At 69.8% G+C, this 25,108-nt stretch carries 25 protein-coding genes; 16 read left to right on the forward strand and 9 right to left on the reverse strand.

Translation table 11 applies throughout. The features are described 5' to 3' along the window. Positions 1-44 precede the first annotated feature (44 nt). The gene (locus ACI6GS_RS16405; RefSeq protein WP_439814528.1) at positions 45-497 is read left to right on the forward strand and encodes an MgtC/SapB family protein; all 453 of its coding nucleotides are present in this window, start codon (positions 45-47) and stop codon (positions 495-497) included. Between the two features lie 45 nt (positions 498-542). Here the strand turns inward: ACI6GS_RS16405 and ACI6GS_RS16410 are convergent, their stop codons facing one another. The 3 genes from ACI6GS_RS16410 to ACI6GS_RS16420 all read right to left on the reverse strand — a co-directional run bounded on the left by ACI6GS_RS16410 (position 543) and on the right by ACI6GS_RS16420 (position 3,551). Continuing rightward, positions 543-1,322 carry an SDR family NAD(P)-dependent oxidoreductase gene (locus ACI6GS_RS16410; RefSeq protein ID WP_439814529.1) on the reverse strand — a complete coding sequence of 260 codons (780 nt, stop codon included), beginning with the start codon at positions 1,320-1,322 and terminating at the stop codon, positions 543-545. A 2-nt stretch (positions 1,323-1,324) separates the two neighbouring features. After that, positions 1,325-1,891, reverse strand: coding sequence for a carboxymuconolactone decarboxylase family protein (locus ACI6GS_RS16415; RefSeq protein WP_439814530.1), 567 nt, complete (start codon positions 1,889-1,891; stop codon positions 1,325-1,327). A gap of 100 nt (positions 1,892-1,991) precedes the next feature. After that, a complete protein-coding gene (locus tag ACI6GS_RS16420; RefSeq protein ID WP_439814531.1) occupies positions 1,992-3,551 on the reverse strand; it encodes a gamma-glutamyltransferase family protein in 1,560 nt (519 codons plus the stop codon). Positions 3,552-3,688: 137 nt separating this feature from the next. Between ACI6GS_RS16420 and ACI6GS_RS16425 the strand changes: the two genes are divergently transcribed. After that, positions 3,689-4,279: a hypothetical protein gene (locus ACI6GS_RS16425; RefSeq protein WP_439814532.1), complete on the forward strand. Its 591-nt coding sequence runs from the start codon at positions 3,689-3,691 to the stop codon at positions 4,277-4,279. A 40-nt stretch (positions 4,280-4,319) separates the two neighbouring features. Here ACI6GS_RS16425 and ACI6GS_RS16430 read toward each other — a convergent pair whose 3' ends face one another. Continuing rightward, positions 4,320-4,517: a hypothetical protein gene (locus ACI6GS_RS16430; RefSeq protein WP_439814533.1), complete on the reverse strand. Its 198-nt coding sequence runs from the start codon at positions 4,515-4,517 to the stop codon at positions 4,320-4,322. Positions 4,518-4,721: 204 nt separating this feature from the next. Then, positions 4,722-5,024 carry a hypothetical protein gene (locus tag ACI6GS_RS16435; RefSeq protein ID WP_439814534.1) on the reverse strand — a complete coding sequence of 101 codons (303 nt, stop codon included), beginning with the start codon at positions 5,022-5,024 and terminating at the stop codon, positions 4,722-4,724. 146 nt (positions 5,025-5,170) lie between these two features. Here ACI6GS_RS16435 and ACI6GS_RS16440 point away from each other — a divergent pair, with 146 nt between their 5' ends. From ACI6GS_RS16440 to ACI6GS_RS16475, 8 genes are all read left to right on the forward strand, one after another. Continuing rightward, the gene (locus tag ACI6GS_RS16440; protein ID WP_439814535.1) at positions 5,171-5,590 is read left to right on the forward strand and encodes a hypothetical protein; all 420 of its coding nucleotides are present in this window, start codon (positions 5,171-5,173) and stop codon (positions 5,588-5,590) included. 101 nt (positions 5,591-5,691) lie between these two features. Next, entirely contained in the window at positions 5,692-6,201 is a 510-nt protein-coding gene (locus ACI6GS_RS16445) for a copper chaperone PCu(A)C (protein WP_439814536.1), read from the forward strand. After that, positions 6,194-6,814 carry an SCO family protein gene (locus ACI6GS_RS16450; RefSeq protein WP_439814537.1) on the forward strand — a complete coding sequence of 207 codons (621 nt, stop codon included), beginning with the start codon at positions 6,194-6,196 and terminating at the stop codon, positions 6,812-6,814. The genes ACI6GS_RS16445 and ACI6GS_RS16450 overlap by 8 nt, the downstream gene beginning before the upstream one ends. After that, complete coding sequence (locus ACI6GS_RS16455) at positions 6,811-7,179, forward strand: DUF2946 family protein (protein ID WP_439814538.1); 369 nt, start codon at positions 6,811-6,813, stop codon at positions 7,177-7,179. Before ACI6GS_RS16450 ends, ACI6GS_RS16455 begins: the two co-directional genes overlap by 4 nt. Positions 7,180-7,245: 66 nt before the next feature. Next, positions 7,246-8,622 (forward strand): PepSY-associated TM helix domain-containing protein, encoded by a 1,377-nt coding sequence (locus tag ACI6GS_RS16460; RefSeq protein ID WP_439814539.1) that lies wholly within the window; start codon positions 7,246-7,248, stop codon positions 8,620-8,622. Beyond that, positions 8,619-9,536 (forward strand): hypothetical protein, encoded by a 918-nt coding sequence (locus tag ACI6GS_RS16465; RefSeq protein WP_439814540.1) that lies wholly within the window; start codon positions 8,619-8,621, stop codon positions 9,534-9,536. Before ACI6GS_RS16460 ends, ACI6GS_RS16465 begins: the two co-directional genes overlap by 4 nt. Then, positions 9,533-10,423 carry a ferritin-like domain-containing protein gene (locus ACI6GS_RS16470; RefSeq protein ID WP_439814541.1) on the forward strand — a complete coding sequence of 297 codons (891 nt, stop codon included), beginning with the start codon at positions 9,533-9,535 and terminating at the stop codon, positions 10,421-10,423. Before ACI6GS_RS16465 ends, ACI6GS_RS16470 begins: the two co-directional genes overlap by 4 nt. Positions 10,424-10,436: 13 nt before the next feature. Beyond that, positions 10,437-11,435, forward strand: a complete 999-nt coding sequence (locus tag ACI6GS_RS16475) for a lysylphosphatidylglycerol synthase domain-containing protein (RefSeq protein ID WP_439814542.1) — start codon at positions 10,437-10,439, stop codon at positions 11,433-11,435. Positions 11,436-11,467: 32 nt separating this feature from the next. On the opposite strand, the gene ACI6GS_RS16480 is transcribed toward ACI6GS_RS16475, so the two are convergent. The 4 genes from ACI6GS_RS16480 to ACI6GS_RS16495 form a co-directional block, all read right to left on the reverse strand. Beyond that, positions 11,468-13,858, reverse strand: coding sequence for an ATP-binding protein (locus ACI6GS_RS16480; RefSeq protein WP_439814543.1), 2,391 nt, complete (start codon positions 13,856-13,858; stop codon positions 11,468-11,470). Positions 13,859-13,993: 135 nt separating this feature from the next. Next, positions 13,994-15,397: an adenosylhomocysteinase gene (gene ahcY, locus ACI6GS_RS16485; protein WP_439814544.1), complete on the reverse strand. Its 1,404-nt coding sequence runs from the start codon at positions 15,395-15,397 to the stop codon at positions 13,994-13,996. 112 nt (positions 15,398-15,509) lie between these two features. Continuing rightward, positions 15,510-16,718 (reverse strand): acyl-CoA dehydrogenase family protein, encoded by a 1,209-nt coding sequence (locus tag ACI6GS_RS16490; RefSeq protein ID WP_439814545.1) that lies wholly within the window; start codon positions 16,716-16,718, stop codon positions 15,510-15,512. Between the two features lie 75 nt (positions 16,719-16,793). Beyond that, the gene (locus ACI6GS_RS16495; protein ID WP_439814546.1) at positions 16,794-17,744 is read right to left on the reverse strand and encodes a LysR family transcriptional regulator; all 951 of its coding nucleotides are present in this window, start codon (positions 17,742-17,744) and stop codon (positions 16,794-16,796) included. A 216-nt stretch (positions 17,745-17,960) separates the two neighbouring features. Between ACI6GS_RS16495 and ACI6GS_RS16500 the strand changes: the two genes are divergently transcribed. The 6 genes from ACI6GS_RS16500 to ACI6GS_RS16525 all read left to right on the forward strand — a co-directional run bounded on the left by ACI6GS_RS16500 (position 17,961) and on the right by ACI6GS_RS16525 (position 25,101). Further along, complete coding sequence (locus ACI6GS_RS16500; RefSeq protein WP_439814547.1) at positions 17,961-18,350, forward strand: hypothetical protein; 390 nt, start codon at positions 17,961-17,963, stop codon at positions 18,348-18,350. A gap of 53 nt (positions 18,351-18,403) precedes the next feature. Further along, positions 18,404-20,341 (forward strand): hypothetical protein, encoded by a 1,938-nt coding sequence (locus ACI6GS_RS16505; RefSeq protein ID WP_439814548.1) that lies wholly within the window; start codon positions 18,404-18,406, stop codon positions 20,339-20,341. Positions 20,342-20,470: 129 nt separating this feature from the next. Next, positions 20,471-21,316, forward strand: a complete 846-nt coding sequence (locus tag ACI6GS_RS16510; protein ID WP_439814549.1) for a phytanoyl-CoA dioxygenase family protein — start codon at positions 20,471-20,473, stop codon at positions 21,314-21,316. 152 nt (positions 21,317-21,468) lie between these two features. Continuing rightward, the gene (locus tag ACI6GS_RS16515; protein ID WP_439814550.1) at positions 21,469-22,668 is read left to right on the forward strand and encodes an acetyl-CoA C-acyltransferase; all 1,200 of its coding nucleotides are present in this window, start codon (positions 21,469-21,471) and stop codon (positions 22,666-22,668) included. Beyond that, the gene (locus tag ACI6GS_RS16520) at positions 22,665-23,339 is read left to right on the forward strand and encodes a transglutaminase-like domain-containing protein (RefSeq protein ID WP_439814551.1); all 675 of its coding nucleotides are present in this window, start codon (positions 22,665-22,667) and stop codon (positions 23,337-23,339) included. Before ACI6GS_RS16515 ends, ACI6GS_RS16520 begins: the two co-directional genes overlap by 4 nt. A gap of 325 nt (positions 23,340-23,664) precedes the next feature. Further along, positions 23,665-25,101 (forward strand): MdtA/MuxA family multidrug efflux RND transporter periplasmic adaptor subunit, encoded by a 1,437-nt coding sequence (locus tag ACI6GS_RS16525; protein ID WP_439814552.1) that lies wholly within the window; start codon positions 23,665-23,667, stop codon positions 25,099-25,101. Positions 25,102-25,108 lie beyond the last annotated feature (7 nt).

Consider the following 25,108-nt stretch of genomic DNA (forward strand, 5'->3'; position numbering starts at 1 on the left):
TCATGATTACAGAGCTTGAGTTCGCCACCAGGATTGGTTGTGCGATGCTGGCGGGTGCCGTGCTCGGCATTGACCGCGAGGTGCGCGGCAAGGCGGCGGGCCTGCGCACGCACATGCTGATCGGCATCGCGTCCGCCGCGATGACCATGGTGTCTATGGAACTGGGCAACCGGCTGCCCGACGACAACAGCGCGGTGCGGGGCGATCCGATCCGCGCGGTGGACGCGGTCGTGGCGGCGCTGGGCTTCCTGGCGGCCGGCATCATCATCCGGGGCGAGAGCGGCGTGCGCGGCCTGACGACGGCGGCGACAATCTGGACGTGTGGCGCGATCGGCGTCGCCTGTGGCGCCGGGCTGATCGAATGGGCGGCGATCGTCCTGGGCTTCGCTGTCTTCGTCGTGACCGCGCTTGGCATGTTCGAAGGCAGGCTGAGCCCGCATGGCCGGTCCGACGACGAGGATCCCGACCCGCCCCGCGCGCTCCCCAAGAGCCGCTGAACCGCCGGCCGCGCAGGGCAACCGGCGGCCCGGCGTTTCCGGGAGCTAAACGGCCAAGCGCTGGCCGCCGCCGTGGACGTTCACCTTCTCCCCCGTGACATAGCCGCAGGCGGGGGAGACCAGGAAACGCACCACGTTGGCAATGTCCTGCGGCTGGCACACGCGGCCGAAGGGCATGCCGGCATCCAGGTCGTGGATGTCCTTCACGCCGGTCGTCGCCTTGGCCAGGCGGGTTCCCATGTCGGTCTCGACCAGGCCGGGTGCCACGATGTTGACGCGGATGTTGTGCGGCCGCTCCTCCTTGGCCAGCGTCAGGGCCAGCGCCTCCATCGCCGCCTTGCCCATGTTGTAGGGCGCGCCATTGGCGCCCATCGACAGGGTGGCCACGCTGGAGATCATGATGATGTCGCCGCGGCCCGTGGTGCGCATGCCGGGAAGGGCCAGGCGCGCCAGATGGTGCGGGCCAAAGGCATGCGCCCGCACCACGCGCTCCATTTCCTCCGGATCGGTATCCGCGACGGCCCGGCCGCGGCTGGCGATGCCGGCATTGTTGACCAGGATGCTGATCGGGCCCATGGCGTCCTCGATCGCCTTCACCATCGCCTCGTCATCGGCCAGGTGGTCGATCGAGGCGCGAAAGGCCTGGGCCTTGCGCCCCAGGGCCTGGACCTGGGCGACCACCTCCTGGGCGGCGGCTTCTTCCCGCCGGTAGTTCACGGCGATGTCGGCACCGTCCTCGGCCAGCGCCAGGGCGATCGCACGGCCGATCCCGCGGCTGGCGCCGGTGACCAGGGCCAAGCGGCCCGCAAGCGGCAACGCGGTCATGCTCACGCTCCCTCCCTTGCCGCATCCCGCAGCGTTCGCACGACCTGCGGGCCTGGGGCGCCGTCCGCCTCGATCTGCACCTCGAAATTCTCCAGGAAGCGCGATACCGCCATGTAGTAGCCGATGGTGATGACCAACTCGGCCATCTCCTCATGGCTCAGGTGCTGGGCCAGTTCGGCCCAGGTCTGGTCGCTGGCCTTCACGTTGAGGACGACCTCGTCGGTGAAGCGCAGGACCAGCGCCTCCAGCGGGGTGAAGGCGGGATCGCCAGCACCCACCTTCAGGCCCTGGACCTTGTCCTCGGCCATCCCCAGGTCGCGGCTGATCCGCTCGTGCTGGTAGACCTCGTAGGTCGCCCTGGACAGGTGGCCCACGCGCACGATCGCCATCTCGCGCAGGATCGGGTCCATCTTCGTCTTGAACAGGGCGGCGGTGCCCAGGTCCAGGAACGGCTTCATCAGGACTTCGGTATGGGTCAGCTGGCGGAAGATGTTGAGCTTCGGCAGCTTCTCCATCTGGGCCCGCGTCGCCGCGGACACGGTGGCCGGGTCGCGAAAGGGCACGCGCATCGGATCTCCTCCCCTCTTGTTCTGGTTGGCTGGTGCTGGTGATTGAATCGCGGGCGACGCTAGCACGCCGCCCCCTGCCGCCGCCAAATGCCGCGATCGCTCAGCGCTGCGAGGCGGTCGCGCCCGGCCAGGGCAGCGACGGCTCGGTCAGGCCGACGACGCGGCCATCGGACCGGCGCAGCACGCCAACCGGGCAGGCGAACAGGCCCGGATAGGGCTGGCGATCGACCATCCGCACGTCCTCCACCGCGCGGATCGCCGCGACGACGGCGGGATCGGCCGCGCGGTCGACCAGGATGGGCGCCGTGCCGCTGGCGTCGAACCGCGGCCGCTGGAAAGCGGCTTCGAAATCCAGGCCATGGTCGATGACCGACAGGGCGATCTGCAGCACGGCGGGCATGATCTTGCGCCCGCCAGAGGCGCCCAGCGCGAACCAGGGCGCCCCATCCTTCAGCGCCAGGATCGGGCACATGTTGGACAGGGGTCGCCGGCCCGGGGCGATCGAATTGGCGCGGCCCGGGCGCGGGTCGAACCAGTACATCCCGTCGTTCATCAGGATGCCGCTGCGGGGCAGCATCACCCGCGCGCCAAAGGTATTGAGCAGGGTGTTGGTGAGCGAAACCATGGTGCCGTCGCGGTCGATGACCGACAGGTGGGTGGTGTGGCCGTCCCTGCGGCCCGCGCTCTCCTGCCCCTCGCCCATGCCGGCCAGGCGTTCCTCATAGGCCTGCATCAGCGCGGCAGCCAGTCGTGCCTCCCCTTCCGGCGTGTGCGGCCCGCTCATCGCCGGCGCGAGCTCCAGGGTGCGCGCCATGGTCGGCCCCGCGTTCAGGCCATCGGGCGCCAGGAGCGTCGCCCCGGAGCGCTCCAGGCGCAGCGGCGCGCTCTCGATCGCCTGGTAGTCGGCGAGGTCCCGCGCCGTGATGGCGGAGCCCGCCTGTCCCAGTTCCTCCGCGATCAGGCTGGCCAGTTCGCCGGAATAGAAGTCCTCCGGCCCCGCGGTCGCCAGCCGGTCCAGGCTGCGCGCCAGCGCCGGGTTGGGCAGATAGGCGGCCAGGCCCGCATCCGCCGGCACCGCGGGCAGGCCGCCGGGCAGGAACATCCCGGCACAGGCGGGGTCACGGCGCAGCGACGCCGCGTCGACCAGGATGCGCAGCGCGGCATACCAGTCCAGCAGCAGCCCGCGCTCCGCCAGCCGTGCCGCCGGCCGGACCAGGTCGGCCCAGGGCATGGTGCCGAAGCGGCGCAGCGCATGGGCGAAGCCTGCGACCGCACCGGGAACGGCGATCGAGAAGGGTCCCTCGGCATTGCGGTCATCCTTGACCCGCGGCCAGCCGAACCAGCCTTCCGCCTCCCCCACCACGGGATAGTCGGCGGGGTCGAGGCCGCCTGCGGCCTTCATGCCATAGGCGATCACGGCCGAGGTGCCGCTGGGCGCGTGATGCACCTGCATGAAGCCGCCGCCGCCAATACCGCTCATCCATGGTTCCAGCACGCCGATCGCCATGGCCGTGGCGATGGCGGCGTCCACGGCATTGCCGCCGGCATCCAGGATGGCGGCCCCGACATCGGCCGCCTCCTGGTTCTGGGCCGCGACCACGCCGCTGCCTTCGACGCCGGCCTTGGTCACGGAACGGCTACGGGAAAGATTCGTGTTCATGGCCGGATCATCGCCTGTTTGCCTCGGTCGCGCTGCTGGACCTATGATCCTAGGGGCGGAGCCCCAACGGAAGCTTCAGCAACCGTCAAAGGCCGACCGCAGGGATCACAAGTGCTTGTGCAGTTGTGGGAGGTCCGATGGCGAACCGCGCATCGTCCCAGGCACCAGGCAGGCCGTTGCACCTGGTGCGCCTGACCGACTTCATCGGCGGGTATCCGGTGGTGGCCGACGATCACCCGCTGTCCTGGCGCGGCCGCATGGTGCCGGCCGATCGCGTCATGCTGGAAGTGTCGCGCCTGGCCTCATCCTTGGGGCCGGTCTATCGCCGCCGCGCCCAGCCCTGTGCCGCGGCCGACTACAGCATCGCCACCATCTCGGACCAACGGCCCATGGTGCTGGCCTATCACAGCGCCAGCGGGCGCGTGGCCGGGGGCTATGTCGGCGGTAATCTGTGGGTGGTGCCGGAGCACCGCATGCAGCATCTGGGCGCGGAAATCGTTCGCGTCGCGGCCGGACTGTGGCCCTCGCCGCTGGACTTCCGCGGCAGCTACTCAAAGGCGGGGCTGGCCACGCATTGCGCGGCGCACCGGGTTGCGGTGATCAGCGCGCTCGATGCCGGGATCCGCGTGCCCGCGGAGGTGCTGGCCGACTATCCCGAGCTGGCCCACCGCCCGCCCCGCCTGCCACTGCTCGACCAATGGCTCAACCGCCAGGTCGCCGCCGGCTAGCGCAGCTGCTTAGCCGGCGGCGCGAAGTGCCGGCCAAAGTTCAGCTTTTCGGTTTGTCCGCCGGGCGTGGCGGAGTGTGGCTGGGCGGGTCGCTGGCGGGAAACGAATCCTGAAGCTCAGCATCCAGCTTCTGCTCCCGGGCGGCCACGCTCGATGCGGGCTTGCGGGGATATTTGGACAGCCATTCGGGATCCTTGCCCTGGACGACCTCGTCGGACTGCTTGGCGTCGGCGGTCATGGTCCACCTCCTTGAGAGTGTGATCGCGAACCTAACGGGACTGGGCGTACCGTGTTCCCGTCCCCGCATCGATCACTGGCCGGCGTGTACCCAGCGTGCACGGCACGCTGAGAATCCACATCGGAATCACGCTGCAATGCCTTGTGCTGTGCCGCACATCCCGGCGCATCCACAGCAGGCCTCGGCCTCGTGCAGGGCCATACCCTAGCGGGCGGGCGGCTCGGCCGGGGTAGTGTCGGCCTTGCCGACGATCGGGCCGCAGGTGCACGGCTCGCCCTGCGCCGTGGGGGTCGTCAGCGGACAGGGCTTGGTTTCCGGAACCTCGATCGCGCTGGCGCTGGCCGGCGGGGGCAGCGGCACGCAGACCAGGCCGGGCGCCGTGGCCGCGGGTTCAGCCGGAACCTGGGCCAAAGCCGGCCCGGCGCCGGCCAGCACAAGATGCACGGCCAGGGCCAGCCTCAGCCGGGCGGATCGGCCTGCGGCCGGGAGTACGTTTCGGACGGGCATGGCGTGCGGCTCCTTGCGCAGGCGGGGCCGGTTCGCGGCCCAATGTGCCGACAGGAACGCGGAAAGCGGTGCAAGGCTCCCGCCAAACGCGGCCGGCGACGGCGCGCCGCAAGACGGCACGGCGTTGAACGTGCTTTGATGCGCCCATGAAACGGGGTGGCACCGCCCGATTCCCAGTCTTTCGCCTGCGCCGCGACCGTCCCGTCACGGCCGCGCTGCTGTGCTGCGTGCTGGCGCTTCAGCTCCTGCTGATGGGTGTTGCCATGGGCCGCGGTGCCGCCCTGGCAGCCGCCCTGCCGGCGCTCGATGGCCTGGGTCCGTCGCTTGAGCAGTCGCTCTGCGTCGGCGATGGCGCCGGTGACCGATCACCGGCCAAGATGCCGGGCGCCAGCGACTGCTGCGGGCTGGGCTGCGCCCTGGCAACGGGGGCGACGTTCACGCCGCCGCCGCGGGTTGGACGGGCGCCCGCCCGCTGGATTGTGCCAGCACCGCAGGCCAGCGCGCGGGCGCCCGATCTGCGCCAAGCCGGAGCACAGGGCATACGGGGTCCGCCCGCGCGGGCCTGAGATCCTGGTTCCGCCGGGCAACCGGTCCCCGTCCCCATTCCCTGTCCTGTCAGGCCTGTCGCGGCGTCGCGGCGGGCCCCCCATTCCTGGGAGTCGCATCCATGTTCCGTATCCCTGCCATCGCCCTTCGCCTCGCCCTGGGCGCCATTCCCCTGGCCGCCGTCACCGTGCCGGTCTTCACCGCCCCCGCCTTGGCCCATGAATTCAAGGCCGGCGATCTGGTCGTGGAGCATCCCTGGGTCCGCCTGCCGCCCGCTGCTGGCCCCGTCGCCGGCGGCTATCTGGTGATCCACAATGGCGGCGCCGTCGCGGACCGCCTGCTGTCTGCTCAGGTCGCCGTCGCCGGCAAGGTGGAGATCCACGAGATGAAGGTGGACGATGCCGGCAAGATGACGATGCGCCCGCTGCCCGACGGCCTGGAGGTAGCGCCCGGCGGCAGCGTGGCGTTGCAGCCCGGCGGCTACCACTTGATGCTGCTGGAGCTGAGCCGGCCGCTGACCCTGGGCGAGAACCTGGACGGCAGCCTGACGTTCGAGAAGGCCGGAACCGTGACCGTGCAGTTCACGGTGGAGCCGATGGGTGGGCCGGCGGCGGGGGGCGACCATGACTGACGTCCTGACGCGGCGCCTGATCATCATCGGCATGTCCGTCCTGCTGCTCCTGGGCGTGGCGGCGGCGCTGATCATCGTCGACATGCGCGGCAGGTCCGACGGTGCCGGGGGCGCGGTTGCCATCGGCGGTCCGTTCAGCCTGGTCAACCAGGACGGCCAGCGCGTGACCGAGGCGACGCTGGCGGGCAAGCCCTTCGCGATCTTCTTCGGCTTTGCCCATTGCCCCGAGGTCTGCCCGACGACGCTGTTCGAGCTGACGGAAGCGGCAAAGGAAGCCGGCCCGGCCGCAGCCGACCTGCCGATCGTCATGGTGACCGTCGATCCCGAGCGCGACACGCCGGAGGCCCTGAAGTCGTACCTGACCTCGTTCGAGGGGCATGTCACCGGGTTGACCGGGACACCGGCCGAGATCGCCGCGGCGGCGCGGGCCTATCGCGCCTTCTACCAGAAGGTCCCGACCGAGGGCGGCGACTACACGATGGACCATTCCGCGTTCACCTACCTGATGGACGCCAACGGCAAGTTCGTCGACTTCATCGGGCTGCAGGAGCCCCGTGAGACCCGCGTCGCCAAGCTGCGCAAGCTGGTCGGCGGCGAGGCACCGGCGACGTGATCGCCACGCGGGCATGCGGCGCCAGGCTCTTTGCCTGGCTCCTCGCGCTCGCCCTCACGGCCCAGCTCCTGCTGGCGCCGCCCATTGCCATGGCCATGGCCGCCGCCGACAGTGGTGCCGTCGCCATGGCGAACTGCCCCGACCATGGCGCCGATGCTGGCAGAGGCCAGGGTGGCCATGCGGGCCATGACACCTGCCTGCTGTGCCAGGGCGGGCTGTGCGCGCTGGCCGCCGTTGCCGCCGACGTGCCAGTCCTCGTCCTGCCCCTGGGCGGGGCCGACGCCCAGATGCTGGCCCACCCGCCCGGGCGCGCCCATTCCGTCACCCGGGTCTATCGCAGCCGCGCTCCACCGACCGTGTCCTGAAACCGTTTCCACCGTTTTTTCAATCTGTTGCGGCTCAATCCTGCCGCCGAACGGAAACCAGGACCCATGGTCGAACTGTCTGCCTCCGGGGTGGATGCGCGGGATCGCGCGGCACCATCCGGCCTCTATCGCGCGGTCTGGCGCTGGCACTTCTATGCCGGCCTGATCGCCCTGCCCTTCCTTATCCTGCTGGCCGTCACGGGGGCCGCCTACCTGTTCCGCGACGAGATTGACGGCCTCGTCTATCGCGATCTGAAGACTGTACCGATCCAGGCGACGGCACCGCTGGCCGCAGGCGACCTGGTCGGCCGGGCGCTGGCGGCTCATCCGGGGACGGCGCTGAAGGTGGTGCCACCGGCAGTACCGGGTGCCAGCTTCGAGGTCCTGGTGAAGGCCGCCGACGGCAGCCGCCAGTCCGTCCTGCTGAACCCCTATGACGGCGCGGTGCTGGGCACGATCCCCGACCGGGGCTCGGTCATGTGGGTGGTGCGGCAGGTGCACAGCCTGGCGTTCTTTGGCCCGGTCGCCAACGGCGTGATCGAGATCGTGGGCGGCTGGTCGATCATGCTGGTGGCGACGGGCATCTACCTGTGGTGGCCGCGACGCCAGTCCGGCGGCGTGCTCAGCGTGCGCGGCACACCCGCCCGGCGTGTCTTCTGGCGCGACGTGCACGCCGTCACCGGCGCCGTGGTCGGCGTTTTCATCGCCTTTCTGGCCCTGTCGGGCATGCCCTGGTCGATCTACTGGGGCGACCAGGTGAATGCGGCCCTGAGCGGAACGCCAATGGGCTATCCCGCGGCCCTCTATGATGATGTGCTCCATTCCGGCCATGGCCTGGCGGACGTGGCGGACCCCGTGGGCTGGACCGTGCAGAATACGCCGGTTCCGCTCTCGACCGCGGCGCACGGCAGCCCGCTGTCGCTCGACCAGGTGCTGGCCCGGATCGGGGCGCTGGGCCTTGCCCCCGGCTATGCCGTTGCCCTGCCCCAGGACGCGGATGGGGTGTTCACCGCAACCGTCTATCCGGACGATCTGGCGCGCCAGCGGGTCGTGCACCTGGACCAGTACAGCGGCCAGGCGCTGGTCGACCTCTCCTATGCCGACTATGGTCCGGTCGCCCAGGCAGTCGAATGGGGCATCAACGTGCACATGGGCCAGGAATTCGGCCTGGCGAACCAGCTCTTCTTCCTGGCCGTATGCGTTGGGATCGTCGTGCTGGCCGTGTCCGCCGCCGTGATGTGGTGGAAGCGGCGACCGGCCGGGCGACTGGGCGTGCCGCCCCTGCCCGAACGCCGCGGCGTGATGGTCGGCCTGCTGGTCATCCTGGCCGCGTTCGGCGTGGCCTTTCCCCTGGTCGGGCTCAGCCTCGTGGTGATGCTGGCGCTCGACCTGCTGTTCACGCGCCTGTGGCGCAGCCCCGCCGCGAAGGAGGCCTGGTCATGAATGCAACAGCGGTCGCAGCGGCAGACCACGCCATGCGGCATTGGCAGGCGGCGGAGCCGGGGCCCGTGCGGCCCGGATCCGACGCGCACAAGCGCCTGTTCTGCCGCATGCTGCTGGACACCCACAATCCCTACAAGCCGGCCGTGATCGACTGGCCCCGGCTGGACGCGGACGCGCTGAACCGCCTGACCTCGCTGCCGATCTGGGACATCGCGGTGCAGACCGAAGGCCGCGCCTCGATCCGCGTGGCGACCTTTGCCGGGACCGTCAGCGACCCGCTGCTGCGCCAGGCCCTGGACATGGACGGGGGCGAGGAGGCGCGTCACAAGGTCGTGCTGAGCAAGCTGGTCGAGGCCTATGGCATCACGCTGGCGCCGGAACCCGCCTACCCCGCCCCGCGCGATCCGGAATGGGCCTGGCTGGTCACCGGCTACAGCGAGTGCATCGACAGCTTCTTTGCTTTCGGCCTGTTCGCGCTGGCCAAGGAGTCGGGCTATTTCCCGGAGGAGCTGGTCGATACGTTCGAGCCGGTCATCCAGGAAGAGGCCCGCCACATCCTTTTCTTTGCCAACTGGGTCGCCTGGCACAAGCGCAACCTGCCCCTGTGGCGCCGGCCGCTGTTCGCGGCCAAGGTCGCGGCCGTCTGGGCCTTCCTGATCTGGGAGCGGATCGGCATTGCGCGCGGCCTGGACACCAAGGGCGAGGCCCAGGACGCCAATTTCGCGATGACCGGCAGCGGCGCCGTCGGCGTGGAGCTGAAGCCGGGTGCCCTGATCGACCTCTGTCTGGCCGAGAACGATCGCCGCTTCCGCGGCTATGACAGCCGCCTGCTGCGGCCCACCACCGTGCCGCGCCTGGCCCGCCTGGCGCGCATCGTCCTGCCCGGCCGCAAGGCCGAGGGAGTCTCCGCATGACACTGGCCAGCCCCACCTTCGCCGGCGCTGCCGCCGCGGCACCGCGGATCGGCACCGCCCAGCACAAGCATCGCTTCTGCCAGGACTTCATCGACAGCCACCAGACCTTTGTCCCGGCCGAGCTGCCCTGGCCCGACCTGGACGACGCGGCCCTGGCGCGGCTGCGCTCCGTGCCCTTCTGGCAGGAGGTCCTGCACACGGAGCGGCGCGCGGGCATGATCGTCGCCGCCTTTGCCGAGACGGTCACCGATCCCGAACTGCGCCACGCGATCCAGCTGCAGGGCGTCGAGGAGGCGCGCCACGCCGAACTGCTGCGCGTGATGATCGAGCGCTATGGCGTCGAGGTCGAGGAGCAGCCCGTCGAACTGCCCGACATGGATGTCGAGACCGCGTTCATGGACTTCGGCTATGGCGAGTGCCTGGACGCGTTCCTGGGCTTTGGCGTGTTCAAGATCGCGCGCGAGTCGGAATTCCTGCCGCCCGCCATGTTCGACATCTTCGAGAACCTGATGCACGAGGAGACGCGCCACATCGTCTTCTTCATCAACTGGATGGCCTGGCAGGAAGCGCAGGCCGGGCGGGGCTGGCGGCGCGGGCTGACCAGCCTGCAGTTCTATGGCCGCGCCGGACAGCGCCTGCTGGGCACGGTGCGCCGGGGCCAGGACCAGAACGACGGCAAGGACTTCTCCGCCACCCAGGCCAGCGTGTTCCTCGACGGCTTCACGTTCGAGCGCTTCCTGGAGGACTGCCATTCCGAGAATGCCCGGCGCATGAGCCAGTTCGGCGACGGCCTGCTGCGTCCGGCGCTGCTGCCGGGACTGGCGGGCTATGCCCTGCGGGCACTGCGCCTGTGGAAGGCGAAGCGTCCCCACCTGCCCGACGCCTGAGCCGCGCCGCGCCATGCGCCTTGCCGCCATCCTGTTCGCCATCCTGGGCGTTGCCGCGGCAACGCTGCTGCTGGCCCACTACGGCGCGGGCGACGTCCTGGCGGTGGTCGCCTCGCTGGGGCTGGCGGGGCTGGCGATCGTCACCGCCGTCCGCCTGGCGCTGGTCGGCGTCATGGGCATCGCGTGGTGGTGCCTGTTTCCCCATGCGGCCCAGGTCCGCCCGGCCACCGGGGTGTGGGCCCGCCTGGTGCGCGACGCGGTCGCCGACGTCCTGCCCTTCTCGCAGGTCGGCGGCTTCGTCGCCGGGGCCCGCGCCCTGGTCCTGCGCGGGGTGCCGGGCGGCCTGGCCGCGGCCAGCACCCTGGTCGACGTGACGACCGAGGTGGCGGCCCAGATCCTGTACATCATGATCGGCCTGGTGCTGTTCCAGATGCTGCGGCCGGACACGGACTGGATCGTGCCGGCCCTGGTCGCCCTGGCGGTCATGGCACTGGCCATCGGCATCTTCATCCAGATCCAGCGGCGTGGGGCTGCCGGCATCGGGCGCCGCCTGGCCAATGCCGAACGCCGTTGGTTCAAGGCCTTTGGCAATGTCGAGGCGGCGATGACCGCGCTGCGGCAGATCCATCACCGGCCAGGCCGCATCGCCGCCTCTACCGTGCTGCACCTGGTGGCGTGGCTGGGCACCACGCTCGAGTCCTGGGTGGCGCTTCAGCTGATGGGTGTGGACATTCCCGTCATGGCCCTGCTGGCGATCGAGGCGATGCTCTATGCGGTGCGCAGTGCGGCCTTCCTTGTGCCCAATGCGCTGGGCGTGCAGGAGGGTGCCTATATTGCGCTGGGCGGCATGCTGGGGCTGGACCCGCAATCGGCCCTGGCCCTGTCGCTGGTCAAGCGTGCGCGAGACATCCTGATCGGCGTGCCGGCCCTGCTGGCCTGGCAGGCGGTGGAGGGACGCCGCGCCTGGCGCCGTTCGGCGCCCCAGGCCGGCAGCGATCCCGGTCGCGGCTGAATCCGGGCCCGCGGCCTCAGGCCCCCGAGCCCTCAGGCCACGACATCGCCCACCGGCAGGTGGCAGATCACGCGGGTGCCGTGATTGGGCTCGGATTCCAGGTCGACCGTGCCGCCGTGCAGCTCCACGAAGCTGCGCACCAGGGCAAGCCCCAGGCCAGCGCCCTGCCGCCGCTCGCCGGAGGTGACATTGCCCCCCGTCTCGAACCGCTCGAAGACCTGCTTCTGGTCGGCCGGGTCGATGCCGATGCCGGTGTCGGCGACCCACAGGCGAACGAAGTCGCCCTGGCGGTCGGCACCCAGGACGATGCGCCCGGTGGGGCCCGTGAACTTCAGCGCGTTCGACACCAGGTTGACCAGGACCTGGCGCAACCGCCGGGAATCGCCTTCGATCGTGCCCACGTCCGGGCTGCAGTCGACCTCCAGCGTCAGCTGCATCTTGCGGGCACTCTCCAGCATCAGCTGGGCGATCGCCTGCATCATGGCGGCGACGTCCACCGGCCCGCGCTCCAGCTCCATGGCGCCAGCCTCGATCACGGCAAGGTCCAGGATGTCGTTGATCAGCGACAGCAGGGTGCGGGACGAAGCCAGGATGTCGGCCGTGTAGCTCTTCTGCCGCTCGTTCAGCGGACCGAAATAGGCGTTCGCCAGGATCTCGGTGAAGCCGATGATCGAGTTGAGCGGCGTCCGCAGCTCGTACGAGACGTTCGAGATGAACTCCGATTTCAGGCGGTCGGCGGTCATCAGCGCCTCGTTCCGCTCGCGCAGCGCCCGCTCGATCATCACGCTGTCGGTGACGTCGATATAGGTGATGAGCATGTCGCCATCGGACAGCGGCACCGCCGCGAAGTCGACCACGGTGCCGTCCGGCCGCTCCATCTGGCCGCTGCCGCCCTGCCGCTCGGTCACGGTCGCGATCATGCTGGCGCGGCGCTCCGGCCAGTCGGCATCCTCGGCCACCAGCGCGCGGCAGCGCTCGACCACGGCGACGATGTGCGGATGACTGTCCAGGAAGCCGGCGTCAAGCTTCCAGATCGCGCCATAGGCCGGGTTGAACAGCTTCAGCCGGCCATCGCTGCCGAACACGGCGACGCCCTCGTACAGGTTGTTCAGCGTCTCGCGCTGGACGGCACTCAGGGTGCTGACCGAGCGTTCCAGCGCCAGGCGGTCGGTCACGTCCTCGTGCAGGAAGATCAGGCCGCCCAGGGGATGCGGCGCCGTGACGATGCGCAGCGTCGTGCCGTCGGACAGGTGCCACAGGTCCTCCTGCGGCTCGATCAGGGTCTGGTACAGGTTCAGGCGCTGCCGCTTCCAGGCGGGGAAGTCCGCCTGCTCGGGCAGGCGGCGGCGTTCCCGCAATGCCTCGACCACCTCGGCATGGAGGGGGTGGCTGTCCAGGAAATCCTCGCTCAGCCCCATCAGCCGGGCATAGGCATTGTTGTGGAACATCAGGCGCTTGTCGGGCCCGAAGATCGAGATCGCGGTGGTGAGCGAGTTCAACGCTTCCGAATGCGCCTCGATATGCCGGGCCAGGTCGGCGCGCGCTTCCTCCAGAGCGGTCATGTCGATGGCGATGCCGACCTGTCCCTCGGCCAGCGGCACTTCCCGCACGTCGAAGGCGCGGCGCTGGCCCTCGACGATGACGAAACGCTTCTCGCTGGTGGCCGCGCCCTGGCCGCGCGCCTGGGCGGCCAGATCGCGGGCACGCGTCACCATGGCCTGGGAGCTGAACTCGACCTGCGCGCCGGGCGCCACGCCGCCGCCTTCCGCCATCTCCATGGCATGGGCAAAGGCGCGGTTGACCCACGCGACGGACAGATCCTCGCCCCGCCGCCAGACGGGCAGCGGCAGCGCGTCAAGGGCCGCGTTCTGCCGCGCCAGTTCGCGCATCAGGGCGCGGTTCGATTCCGCCAGGGCACTGACCTCGATGGCGGCGGCGGTCCGGTCGCTGAGCCAGAGCGCCACGAACGGCACGCCGCCACTGTCGACACCGGCGCGGCCAGCGGCCGAGAAATGGCGTCCCGCCTCGCCCTCAAGCTCTAGATCAAACGATTGCCGCGTGCGGCGCAGGGTGCCCAGCGCGTCGTCCAGGCGCTCGGCACCGGCCTGGCCCAGGCCGACGCGAAAGCCCTCCAGCCCGTCCGTACCCAGGACGTTGCCGCTGGCCAGCACCCGTTCCTGACCGTGACGGTCCCAGACGACCAGGGCAACCGGCCCATCCTCGACCAGCCGGCGCAGATGGCCCGCGACCTGGACATTGGCGTTGGCGCGCTGGACCAGGCGCCGGCCCTGGACCAGCGCCAGGACGGCACCCACGGCAAGCAAGCCGGTGGGGATTCCCGCCGCAAGCAGCAGGTCGATCCCTTCGGCAGCCTGGGCGGGCCCCGCCGACGCCAGCAGGACGCTGGCGGCGGCGGCCATCATGCGCCTGTGCAGCCCCCTGCCCATGGCACCCCAATCAATTTGCGGGCGGAATCCTAGGTGCCAGACTCCGCCTGCACAAGCGCCGCCGCCCCCGGAAAATCCCCAGGATCCCCGGACGCGGCGGCCTGCCGTACTCTAGTACCGATAATGGTCGGGCTTCATCGGCCCTTCGACCGGGATGCCCAGGTAGCTGGCCTGCGCATCGGTCAGGGCGGTCAGCTTCACGCCCAGCTTCTTCAGGTGCAGCGCCGCCACCTTCTCGTCCAGGTGCTTGGGCAGCGTGTAGACCTTCTTCGCGTAGCTCGAATTGCGGGTCCACAGCTCGATCTGCGCGATGACCTGGTTCGAGAACGAGGCCGACATCACGAAGCTGGGATGACCGGTGGCGCAGCCCAGGTTCACCAGGCGCCCTTCGGCCAGGACGATCAGGCGCTTGCCGTCGGGGAAGACGACCTCGTCCACCTGCGGCTTGACGTTGTCCCAAGTGTAGTTGCGCAGCGCGCCGATCTGGATCTCGCTGTCGAAGTGACCGATGTTGCAGACGATCGCCCGGTCCTTCATCTCGCGCATGTGGTCGAGCGTGATGACGTCGATATTGCCGGTCGCCGTCACGAAGATGTCGGCATGCGGGGCCGCCTCTTCCATCGTCACGACCTGGTAGCCTTCCATCGCCGCCTGCAGCGCGCAGATCGGATCGATCTCGGTGACCAGGACGCGCGCGCCGGCATTGCGCAGGCTGGCAGCGGAACCCTTGCCCACGTCGCCAAAGCCGGCCACGACCGCGACCTTGCCCGACATCATGACGTCGGTGGCGCGGCGGATGCCGTCGACCAGGCTCTCGCGGCAGCCATAGAGGTTGTCGAACTTGGACTTGGTCACCGAGTCGTTGACGTTGATCGCCGGGAACAGAAGCGCGCCCTTGCGCTCCATGTCGTACAGGCGGTGCACGCCGGTCGTCGTCTCCTCGGTCACGCCCTTGATGTTCTTCGCGTTCTCGGCGAACCAGCCCGGGCTCTCGGCCAGGATCTGCTTGATCAGGGCGAAGAGGACTTCCTCCTCCTCGTTCGTGGCGCCGTCGAGGAAGGCGGTGTCGCCCTTCTCGGCCCGCAGGCCCAGGTGGATCAGCAGGGTCGCGTCGCCGCCGTCATCCAGGATCATGTTCGGCGTGCCGCCATCGGCCCACTCGAAGATCTTGCGCGTGAAGCCCCAGTATTCCTTCAGCGACTCGCCCTTGAAGGCAAAGACCGGGATGCCGGCGGCCGCGATCGCGGCGGCGGCGTGGTCCTGCGTCGAGTAGATGTTGCACGACGCCCAGCGAATGTCGGCGCCCAGCGCCTTCAGCGTCTCGATCAGGACGGCGGTCTGGATCGTCATGTGGAGGGAGCCGGCAATGCGTGCGCCCTTCAGCGGCTTGCTGTCGCCGAATTCCTGGCGCAGCGCCATCAGGCCGGGCATCTCGCCCTCGGCAATTGCCAGTTCCTTGCGGCCCCAGGTCGCCAGGCCCAGGTCGGCGACGTGAAAGTCGTTGGTTGCACTCATGACAGGCTCCGTGGTTCGGCGCCGCGGATACTGACCGCAGCAACCCGACCTGGCAAGCATAAAGATATCTTTATGTCTTGATTGCCGCTGCCTTGTCCGTCTTCGAGCCTGTCTATCCGAACCGGCCGAACAGGGTCTGGGCGATGACGTTGCGCTGGACCTCGCTGGTGCCGGAATAGATCGTGGCGGCCCGCACGGACAGGTGCTTCGCCATCGCGTGGGCGCCCTGCTCCAGCATGGGCGTGGGCCAGACGCCGGGCATCCAGGCGGCCGCGGCGTGGGGGCCTGCCACCTCCATGGCCAGCTCGGCCACCCGCTGGTGCAGTTCGCTGCCGACAAGCTTCAGCAGGGACGGCGCCGATGCTGCGCTGACGTCCGGCCGGCCTGCGGGCAGCGCGTCGCGCTCAAGGGCCTCGAACGCCAGCAGCTCGACCTCCATCGCCGACAGCCGCGCGCCCAGGGCGGGGTCGGCCTGCGGCCCCAGGTCCTGCAGCGCCGCCTGCGCCCGCCGCCACACCCGGCGCACCAGGGCGGCCGGCGTGTTGTTGGCGCGCGCCAGCTGCATCAGCCGCTTGGCCACCGCCCAGCCGTCGCCCTCGGCGCCGATGCGGTTCGCGACGGGCACCCGCACCCCCTCGAAGCGCACCTCGTTGAACTCGTGATGCCCGGCAATGTCGATGATCGGCCGGATGGACAGCCCGGGTGACGCCATGTCCAGCAGCAGGAAGGTCAGGCCTTCCTGGGCGCGCGCGGCGGTCGCGGTGCGGACAATCGCGAACATGCGGTTGGCGTACTGCGCCCCCGTGGTCCAGATCTTGGCCCCGTCCAGCACGTAGTCGGCGCCATCGCGCACGGCCCGGGTGCGGATTGCCGCCAGGTCCGAACCGGCCCCGGGCTCCGAGAAGCCCTGGCACCACAGGTCGTCGCCCGCCAGGATGGCCGGGATGTAGCGCGCCCGCTGGCCTGCGTCGCCCAGTTCGATCAGCAGCGGCCCGATGCTGCGTACGCCGGCCGCGAACAGGATCGGCGCATCGTTCTGCGCGCATTCGCGGTCGAACAGGAAGCGCTGGCGCACCGTCCAGCCCGTCCCGCCATAGGCGACCGGCCAGGTTGGCGCCAGCCAGCCGCGGCGGGCCAGGCGGTGGTACCAGACCCGGCTGGCCGCGATCTCGGCATGCACGCCGATCGTGCCGCGCCCGGCAGCGCGCAGGTCGGCGGTCAGCTCCCGCGCCAGGAAGCGCCGCACGTCCGCCAGGAACGTGTCGTCGTCGCCGGTGATCGGGGCTGGGGCGGGGTCTGCCCGCTTGCGCGCTGGTGCCATGGTCCTGTCCCTTCGTTTTCGGGACAAGCGTCCGGGATGCCGGTGCGCCAGGCCTTGCGCCAGATCAAACCGGTCTCAGCCAACAAGGTCACAGCGCGCCGCGAAGGCCCAGAACGCCTGGGCCGCCGGGCGCTGCTCGCCTGGGCGGCGGATCAGCGCAAGCTCGGTCACGACATCAAGGCCCGCAACCGGCCGCGCCACCATCGGCGCCTTCTCGCGGCCCAGGCCCGCCGTGTCGAACCAGCCAAGCGTGACGGCCGCGATGCGGAAGGTCTGGGCGTAATGCTCCACGGCGATCTGGTTGCGCTCCGGCGGCGTGAGCAGGACGGCACCGGCGGCGCTGAGCGGACCGGACAGGTCGTCGACCAGCGCCGGCCCATGCTCCCGGTCCAGCAGGGCCACGCGCTGCCCCGCCAGATCCGACAGCTGCAGCACGCTCTGGCGCGCCAGGGGGCTTTCCGCCGGCAGCAGCATGGCGACGGCCCGCGTCTGCAGCGTCAGGCGCTCGAAGCCGGGGGGGATGACCGTCTCGAACATCGCGCGCTCGGGCCGCAGGGCCCGCTCGTCCGCCACCGGTGGCAGGCCCAGGACCAGGGCAAGGTCGATCTCGCCCCGCACCAGGTCGCGATAGAGCAGGGTCTGGTTCCGGTTCGTGATCTCCAGGGCCGTCGCCGGAAAGGCCGCGGTAAAGCCGTCGGTCAACGCCATCCGCTCCGGGATGTGCAGGGTATAGACGGCGGTGCCGACGCGCAGTTCGTTGGAGCGGATGTCCTTGGCGATGCGCTTCATGCGCTCGGTCTCGGCCACGACGTGCCGGGCCTCGTGGATGAAGCTTGCCCCCTGCGGCGTCAATGCCACCTTGCGGCTGTCGCGGATGAACAGGTCGAAACCCAGGAGACGCTCTAGTTCCCGCACCTGGGCCGAGAGCGAGGGCTGCGAGACATGCAGGCGGCTTGCCGCACGCGTGAACGAGCTTTCCTCTGCGACGGCGATGAAATAGCGCAGCGGCTTGGCATCCAGGTCCATGCTCGACCCTCCGATCGAGGTAGATCAATAGGCAATGCCTATGGCCGGGACAATGCAAATGTATTGGCCCCCGAACAGCGTTTGACCGACCCTGGGCCCGGAAAAGAATGTGCGACGGACGACGTGCCGCCCAACGCCTCCGGAAGCTACCGGATTGCAGGATGTGCGCGCGGTGCGGGATGTCGTCGGGGAGTTTGGACAACCAGGACAACGGACATGGCGTGCTGCGCCTTCGGGCTCTTCCTTCTCAGCCAGATCCTCCTGCCGTTCCGCAGGGTGCGGACGCTTCTGTTCGGGCCTGAGTTGGAACTGGGATCACCCGGTGCCCCGAACGCCAGCGTGGCCTGGTCGCTGGGCGACGGTCCGGCAGCGGCCGCAGCAGCGGCCCCGGCGTCGCCGCGACTGGCGCGCCGCATGATCGTGGGCCTGGTTGCCACGGAAGTGCTGATGTTCGCCGCCGGCGGCTGGGCCGTGGTGACCCACGGACCGCACTGGATCGCGGAGGCGCATGCCGCAGTCTTCGGGCCCGACCCCGCCGATGTCCTGTGCCGGGTGGATCCCGCGGGGGATCCGCTGGCCCAGGCGCCGCCGCTGCCGGCCGACTGACAGAGACCGCGTACACGCGACCAGAAAACGCGCGACCAAGGGGAGGTGCCGCCATGAGTGTCCTGGAATTCGATCGGGTGGGCGCAGCCCCCCTGCCCCAGCCTGGGCAGACGGGGCCGGTCACGGCCGCGCGCCTGCGCCGCACCTATTTCGTCTATGCCCTGGCCTGCCTGGTCGGCATCACGCCGGTCGTCCTGCAGGCCCCCACCTTCTGGCAGGCGGCGGGCATGGGCCTGTTCATGCCGGGTGCTGGCTTCCTGGCGGTCGGCGGCTGGGCCATGCTCCTGTTCCCCGTCTTTGTCGGCCTGTTCGCGTTGTCGCTGGTCGCATGGTTCTGGGCGGGGATGGTCGTGGCGCCGGCGACGGTGTGGCTGGGCTCGGCCCTGCTGGCCGGGGCCTTCGCCGGGCCGCAGGTCTGGCTGCCCGGCGTCTTCCTGGCGCCGGTCGCGGCGTTGGCGACCCTGGCCTGGTTCCGGCTGCGGCGCGCCCAGCGGGATGCCAAGGGACGCGAGGCTTTTGCCTTCCGCCAGGGCTTCGTCGCCGAGTCGGTGAAGGAAGTGGCGGCGCAGGTGCCGGCGACGATGGTTGCCAACGCCGAGCGCGAGCTGCAGCCGGACCAGCTGGCGGCGGCGCGCTACCTGCTCGACCGGGCGCTGCAGCCGATCCCGGAATGGAACGGCTTCGACGTGATCGACCAGTTTCAGCCGGCGGCCCTGCGTTACCAGATCAACCACATGGGCTTTGCTCTGGCCAACTACCAGGGCAGCTACGCGCCAAACTTCTCAGGCTACCTGGGCGAGGCGCAGCGCAACCTGATCGACAAGTACCTGCTGCGCAAGGTCTGGGGCTATTGGGTCTATGAGTCCTGCTGGGGCCACCTGAACTTCACGAACTGGGACCCGGCCAACAAGGACAACATCATGCTGACCGGCTGGTTTGGCATGCATGTCGGCGCCTATATGCTGAATTCGGGCGACCGCCGCTATGCCGAGCCGGGCAGCCTGACCTTCCGGCTGAACGACAGGACCAGCTATGTGCACGACATCCACACGATCATCGGATCGGTGGTGTGGAACTTCAACACCAACCCCTTCTGCCTCTATCCGTGCGAGCCGAACTGGATCTATCCGATCTGCAACCACTACGGCATGAGCTCGCTGGCGGTCCATGACCGGCTTTTCGGCACGACCCATGTGCGGGACATCCTGCCCCGCTTCACCGAGAAGATGGACACCGAGTTCACGGACGCCAGCGGCACGCTGATCGGCCTGCGCTCGGAACTGACGGGGTTCGAGGCGCCCTTCCCCCATGGCGATGCCGGCTTTGCGCCGTTCGCCAACATCTTCGCGCCCGCCCGCGCGCAGCGGCAGTGGGCGATCGCGCGCAAGGAACTGGCCTTTGTCATGGCGCCGGGCAAGGACGGCCGCACCCGCATCACCCTGCCCAAGCGGGGTCCGATGGACAGTGTCGATCCCGGCAACTACAGGCCCGGCAATACGCCGGCCTATGCCTCGATCCTGAAGGCCGCGCGCGAGTTCGGCGAGGAAGCGATCGCCGACGCGGCTCTTGCCTCCCTGGCGGAGGATTGCGGCGAGACGTGGGACGGCGGCGTACTGCGCTATACCAAGGGCTCGAACCTGGCCAATGTCGTCGCGGCCGAGGCGCGCCTGATGCGGACCGGTGACTTCCGCCGCGTCTTTGTCGAGGGGCCGCCGGCACACGTCTTCAATGGGCCATTGCTGACCGGTGTTGCCTATCCCGATGTCCTGGTGGCGCGCGCCTGGAGCGACGGCGCCGACCTCGACCTCGTCCTGCGCCCGGGTCGCGGCGATGGCCCGCAGCTGCTGCACTTCGAGCGCCTCAAGCCCGGCCTCGCCTATGACCTGACGGGCGACGCCACCGGTACGGTCATCGCCGATGCGCAGGGCAAGGCCCAGGCGACTGTCACGCTCAAGGGGCGCACGGCGCTGCGCCTTGTGCCGCGAGCCTAGACCGGCGCGGCTGCAAGTCCCCAGGGCCTGAGGATTCCCTCCCCTCGGCCCGCCAGCCTCCTTGGTCCGTTGCGGATGACAGCGACGGACCAAGGAGGCACACTTGCCGTCAAGGGAGGAATAAGAAGCATGAGTGTCGTGATTACCGATGAGATGCGTCGCCGCTATGCCCATGACGGGGTGGTCTGCCTGCCGGGGGCGCTCGACGCACGGGCGATGGACCTGGCCCGCGCGGCGTTCGACTGGAGCATGGACAATCCCAGCACCTCGGCCTCGACCTTCGAGACGCGGGCCCAGAATGCCGGCCGGTTCTACCAGGACCTGGCCAATGGCGAGGCGCTGCCCGCCTATCGCAGCCTGATCGAGCAGACCAACGTTGCCGACATCGTGGCCGACCTGTGGGGCGCCAGCGACGTCTGGTTCATGTACGAGCAGGTCTTCCTCAAGGAAGGCGGCAACAGCCGGCGCACCCCCTGGCACCAGGACACCTCCTACCTGCCGATCGAGGGCGACGAGATCGCCGTGATGTGGATCAGCTTCGATCCCGTGAAGCAGGCGGATTCGCTGGAGTTCGTGCGCGGCTCGCACCGCGGCGTGCTCTATAACGGGTCGGCGTTCGACCCGGATGACGACACCGTGCCGCTCTATCCGACAGGCACCATGCCGCGCCTGCCGGATATCGAGGCCGACCGCGCGAAGTTCGACATCGTCTCCTGGGCCGTGGAGCCGGGCGACGTGGTCGTGTTCCACCCCTCCGTGATGCACGGCGGCGCGCCGACCCATCCGGGCGGTCGCCGGCGCACGCTGTCGCTCCGCTTCTTCGGCAACAAGACAATCTATGTCTCGCGCCCGAACGAGGGGATGCTGAACGCGCCGGACGTCCCAGAGAACATGTTCAGCCAGGTCGCCCGCACCCTGAAGCATGGCGACCCGTTCCGCCACGCCCGCTTCCCCAAGCTGCGCCCCGCGGCTTGAGGACGTAGAGAGCCACCTCATCCTGAGGTGCCCCGAAGGGGCCTCGAAGGATCGGCCACCCGGGCTCCGGTTGCCCATCCTTCGAGGCTCCGCTTCGCTCCGCACCTCAGGATGAGGTCGGAATTATTGTCAGGTCAGCCCCGAGGACCTTCATGCCCGACGCCCATTCCGCAAAAGACCCCGTCGTCATCGCCGCCTATGCCCGCACGCCGATGGGCGGGTTCCAGGGCAGCCTGTCGGCGGTCAAGGCAACCGACCTGGGCGCCATCGCCGTGAAGGCAGCGCTTGAGCGCGCCAAGGTGGATGGCGCCCAGGTCGAACAGATCTACATGGGCTGCGTCCTGCCGGCCGGCCTGGGCCAGGCCCCGGCGCGGCAGGCGGCGCTGGGTGCCGGCCTTGGCCTTCATGTCGAGGCGACGACGCTCAACAAGATGTGCGGCTCCGGCATGCAGGCGGCGATCATGGCGCATGACGCCCTGGCCGCCGGATCCGCCCACATCATCGTGGCAGGCGGCATGGAGAGCATGACCAATGCGCCCTACCTGCTGGCCAAGCACCGCGCCGGCGCCCGCATCGGCCACGACAAGATCAGCGACAGCATGTACCTGGACGGCCTGGAGGACGCCTATTCGCCGGGCAAGCTGATGGGCGCCTTCGCCGAGGATGCGGCGCGGTCCTACCAGTTCACGCGGGAGGCGCAGGACGCCTATGCCGTGGAGAGCCTGAAGCGGGCACAGGCGGCGACCGCCTCCGGCGCGTTCGCGCGGGAGATCACGCCGGTCACCGTCCAGGGTCGCAAGGGTGCTGAGACCGTCTCGATCGACGAGCAGCCGGGCAAGGCCGATTTCGCCAAGATCCCGACGCTGAAGCCCGCCTTTGCCAAGGACGGGACCATCACGGCGGCGAACGCTTCCTCCATCTCCGACGGCGCGGCTGCCCTGGTGATGACGCGCGAGTCGGTCGCCAACGCGCTGGGCCTGCCGGTCGTTGCCCGCGTCGTCGCCCATGCCGCCCACGCGCACGAGCCGGGCCTGTTCACCACGGCGCCGGTGCCGGCCATGCAGAAGGCGTTGAAGAAGGCCGGCTGGTCGGCGGCGGACGTCGACCTGTTCGAGGTCAACGAGGCGTTCGCCGTGGTCGCCATGATCGCGATGCGGGAACTCGACATCCCGCACGAGAAGCTGAACGTGAACGGCGGGGCCTGTGCGCTCGGCCATCCGATCGGGGCATCGGGCGCGCGGATCCTGGCGACGCTGCTGGCGGCACTTCAGGAACGCGGCGGCAGGCGGGGACTGGCCTCGCTCTGCATCGGTGGCGGGGAGGCGACGGCGATGGCCGTCGAACTGGCATGAGCGCCGTGGCAAAGGTGGCCGACCCGACCCTGGCCAGCACCTGGTTCATCGACGCCGACGACGCCAAGGTCCGGGCCTTTGCCGCCAAGGCGGTCGAGGGGGTGGAGGGGGAGAAGGCGCGCGCCCTCGCCCTCTACTACGCGGTGCGCGACCAGATCCGCTACGACCCTTACAAGGTCGACTATTCGAAGCCGGGGTTCCGCGCCAGCCGCTGCCTGGAGACGGGCAATGGCTTCTGCATCACCAAGGCGGCTTTGCTGGCGGCGGTGGCGCGTGCGGAAGGGATCCCGGCGCGGCTGGGTTTCGCCGACGTGCGCAACCACCTGACCACCGACCGGATGAAGGAACAGATGAAGACGGACCTGTTCGTCTTCCACGGCTTCACCGAGCTGTTCCTGGACGGCAAGTGGGTGAAGGCAACGCCCGCCTTCAACCTGGCCCTGTGCGAAAAGGTGGGGGTCAAGCCGCTGGAGTTCGATGGCGAGACCGATTCGATTTTCCACCCGTTCGACAATTCCGGGCGCAAGCACATGGAATATGTGCGCGAACGCGGCACCTATGACGACCTGCCCTATGACGAGATCATGACGACCTTTACCGAAGTGTACGGGCCGATGGTCACCACGATCTCTGGCGATGGCGATTTCGCGGCCGAGGCAAAGGCCGGCTGACGCGTCGGCGCAGGGCAAGCGAACAAGGGCCGCGCCGCAAGCGCGGCCCTTGTTTTTTGCAGCGCAGGAAAATCCCGTGCTGCACGTGCCATGCTCGATCCACGACGGGCAATCGAAACCATGCGCATCCCCCCCGGCATCCTGACCGCTTCCGGCACCGTACACGCTTCGTTACAGGCCGGCGCTTGACGCGGCCGGGATGTGGGGGCGCCATCCGTCCCCGATGGTGAAATGCCGCACGCCTTGCTGCGGCTGGTGAGCAGGGACCGACAATGGCGCAGGGATTCAGGGGGACGGGGGCGGGCGACGCTGGCGGGGCCCGCGCATGACCACGCCCGAACCCTTCGAGATGCCGCCCACTCCGCGGCGCCGTCGGCGCTGGCTGGGCAATCTGGTCGCCGTGCTGGCCGTCGGCGTGGTCATCGCCTTTGCCTGGGCGCTGGTGGAAAAGCCGTTCGGCCTGTTCGAGACGGGCAGCCCATCCGGCGCTGGCTTCGGCGGCCCGCCGGGCAGCCGACCCGGCCCCGGTGCGTCCCCCCCGGCGGGCGCTTCGGGCGGCCAGCAACCCGCACGCCCCCCTGGCGAGGCGACAGCCGCGGCCGCCGGTACCCCGGCCCCGCCCGCTGGCGGGACGGGCGGCCCCATGGGGGGTGCCTTCGGCCGCGGCGGTCAGACGACCGTCGGCGTGGCACCCGTGGCGATCCGCGACGTACCGGTGACGCTGGAATCCCTGGGCACGGTCACCCCCGCCGCGATGGTCACGGTCACGCCGCAGGTGGGCGGCATGCTGACCGAGATCCGCTTCACGGAAGGCGAGGTCGTGCAGAAGGGCGAGGTGCTGGCCGTGATCGATCCGCGCCCGTTCGAGATCGCCCTGATGGAGGCGGAAGGCCAGCTGGCGCGTGACCAGGCCCAGCTTGAGAACGCGCGCGTCACGCTGCAGCGCTACCAGACCCTGATGGACCAGGATTCGATCGCGCGCCAGGACGTGGACACCCAGGCGGCCACGGTGCGCCAGCTCCAGGGCACCGTGACGGCGGACAAGGCCGCGGTCGCCAGCGCGCAGCTGAACCTGGACTACACCCGGATCAAGGCGCCGGTGACGGGGCGGGTGGGCCTGCGCGTGATCGACGCCGGCAACTACATTGCGGCGGGAGCCGCGACCGGCGTTGCCGTCATCACCCAGGTCGACCCGATCGACGTGGAGTTCACGGTCCCGCAGGACCTGGTTCCGGAGATCGAGGCGCGCGTGCGCGGCGGGACGCCCCTGGGGGCGACCGCCCTGGACCGCACCCGCACCCGCGTCCTGGCCGAGGGGACGTTTTCCACCCTCGACAACCAGGTCAACACGACCACGGGCACGGTGCGGGCCAAGGCACGCTTCGCCAATGGTGACGGCCGCCTGTTTCCCAGCCAGTTCGTGAACCTCCGCCTGGTGATCAACACCTATGAGCAGGCCCTGGTCGTGCCGTCGGCGGCGGTGCGCCAGTCGAGCCGCGGGCCCTTTGTCTGGCTGCTGGCGGAGAACCAGACCGTCACCCAGCGCGCGGTCGAAACCGCTGTCGAGGCGGACGGCATGACCGTGGTCACGAGCGGGCTCCAGGCCGGCGATACCGTCGTGACCGAGGGTCTGGACCGCCTGACCGAGGGCGCGCGCGTCACGGTGCCCGGCGCCGCCCCGCCGGCCGCGGCGGGCGAGCAGCCGCGCCGGCGCAACCGCGACGGCGGCGGCCAGCCGGCCGCGGCGGCGACGCCGAACTGATGGCGCC

This window comes from Zavarzinia sp. CC-PAN008 (genome assembly GCF_051903925.1).
Classification (GTDB): Bacteria; Pseudomonadota; Alphaproteobacteria; order Zavarziniales; family Zavarziniaceae.

Coding starts and splice junctions, on each gene's coding strand:
- ACI6GS_RS16405 (WP_439814528.1), top strand. CDS start 45: ATGCTGGCGGGTGCCGTGCTCGGCATTGACCGCGAGGTGCGCGGCAAG.
- ACI6GS_RS16410 (WP_439814529.1), bottom strand. CDS start 1,322: ATGACCGCGTTGCCGCTTGCGGGCCGCTTGGCCCTGGTCACCGGCGCC.
- ACI6GS_RS16415 (WP_439814530.1), bottom strand. CDS start 1,891: ATGCGCGTGCCCTTTCGCGACCCGGCCACCGTGTCCGCGGCGACGCGG.
- ACI6GS_RS16420 (WP_439814531.1), bottom strand. CDS start 3,551: ATGAACACGAATCTTTCCCGTAGCCGTTCCGTGACCAAGGCCGGCGTC.
- ACI6GS_RS16425 (WP_439814532.1), top strand. CDS start 3,689: ATGGCGAACCGCGCATCGTCCCAGGCACCAGGCAGGCCGTTGCACCTG.
- ACI6GS_RS16430 (WP_439814533.1), bottom strand. CDS start 4,517: ATGACCGCCGACGCCAAGCAGTCCGACGAGGTCGTCCAGGGCAAGGAT.
- ACI6GS_RS16435 (WP_439814534.1), bottom strand. CDS start 5,024: ATGCCCGTCCGAAACGTACTCCCGGCCGCAGGCCGATCCGCCCGGCTG.
- ACI6GS_RS16440 (WP_439814535.1), top strand. CDS start 5,171: ATGAAACGGGGTGGCACCGCCCGATTCCCAGTCTTTCGCCTGCGCCGC.
- ACI6GS_RS16445 (WP_439814536.1), top strand. CDS start 5,692: ATGTTCCGTATCCCTGCCATCGCCCTTCGCCTCGCCCTGGGCGCCATT.
- ACI6GS_RS16450 (WP_439814537.1), top strand. CDS start 6,194: ATGACTGACGTCCTGACGCGGCGCCTGATCATCATCGGCATGTCCGTC.
- ACI6GS_RS16460 (WP_439814539.1), top strand. CDS start 7,246: ATGGTCGAACTGTCTGCCTCCGGGGTGGATGCGCGGGATCGCGCGGCA.
- ACI6GS_RS16465 (WP_439814540.1), top strand. CDS start 8,619: ATGAATGCAACAGCGGTCGCAGCGGCAGACCACGCCATGCGGCATTGG.
- ACI6GS_RS16470 (WP_439814541.1), top strand. CDS start 9,533: ATGACACTGGCCAGCCCCACCTTCGCCGGCGCTGCCGCCGCGGCACCG.
- ACI6GS_RS16475 (WP_439814542.1), top strand. CDS start 10,437: ATGCGCCTTGCCGCCATCCTGTTCGCCATCCTGGGCGTTGCCGCGGCA.
- ACI6GS_RS16480 (WP_439814543.1), bottom strand. CDS start 13,858: ATGATGGCCGCCGCCGCCAGCGTCCTGCTGGCGTCGGCGGGGCCCGCC.
- ahcY (WP_439814544.1), bottom strand. CDS start 15,397: ATGAGTGCAACCAACGACTTTCACGTCGCCGACCTGGGCCTGGCGACC.
- ACI6GS_RS16490 (WP_439814545.1), bottom strand. CDS start 16,718: ATGGCACCAGCGCGCAAGCGGGCAGACCCCGCCCCAGCCCCGATCACC.
- ACI6GS_RS16495 (WP_439814546.1), bottom strand. CDS start 17,744: ATGGACCTGGATGCCAAGCCGCTGCGCTATTTCATCGCCGTCGCAGAG.
- ACI6GS_RS16500 (WP_439814547.1), top strand. CDS start 17,961: ATGGCGTGCTGCGCCTTCGGGCTCTTCCTTCTCAGCCAGATCCTCCTG.
- ACI6GS_RS16505 (WP_439814548.1), top strand. CDS start 18,404: ATGAGTGTCCTGGAATTCGATCGGGTGGGCGCAGCCCCCCTGCCCCAG.
- ACI6GS_RS16510 (WP_439814549.1), top strand. CDS start 20,471: ATGAGTGTCGTGATTACCGATGAGATGCGTCGCCGCTATGCCCATGAC.
- ACI6GS_RS16515 (WP_439814550.1), top strand. CDS start 21,469: ATGCCCGACGCCCATTCCGCAAAAGACCCCGTCGTCATCGCCGCCTAT.
- ACI6GS_RS16520 (WP_439814551.1), top strand. CDS start 22,665: ATGAGCGCCGTGGCAAAGGTGGCCGACCCGACCCTGGCCAGCACCTGG.
- ACI6GS_RS16525 (WP_439814552.1), top strand. CDS start 23,665: ATGACCACGCCCGAACCCTTCGAGATGCCGCCCACTCCGCGGCGCCGT.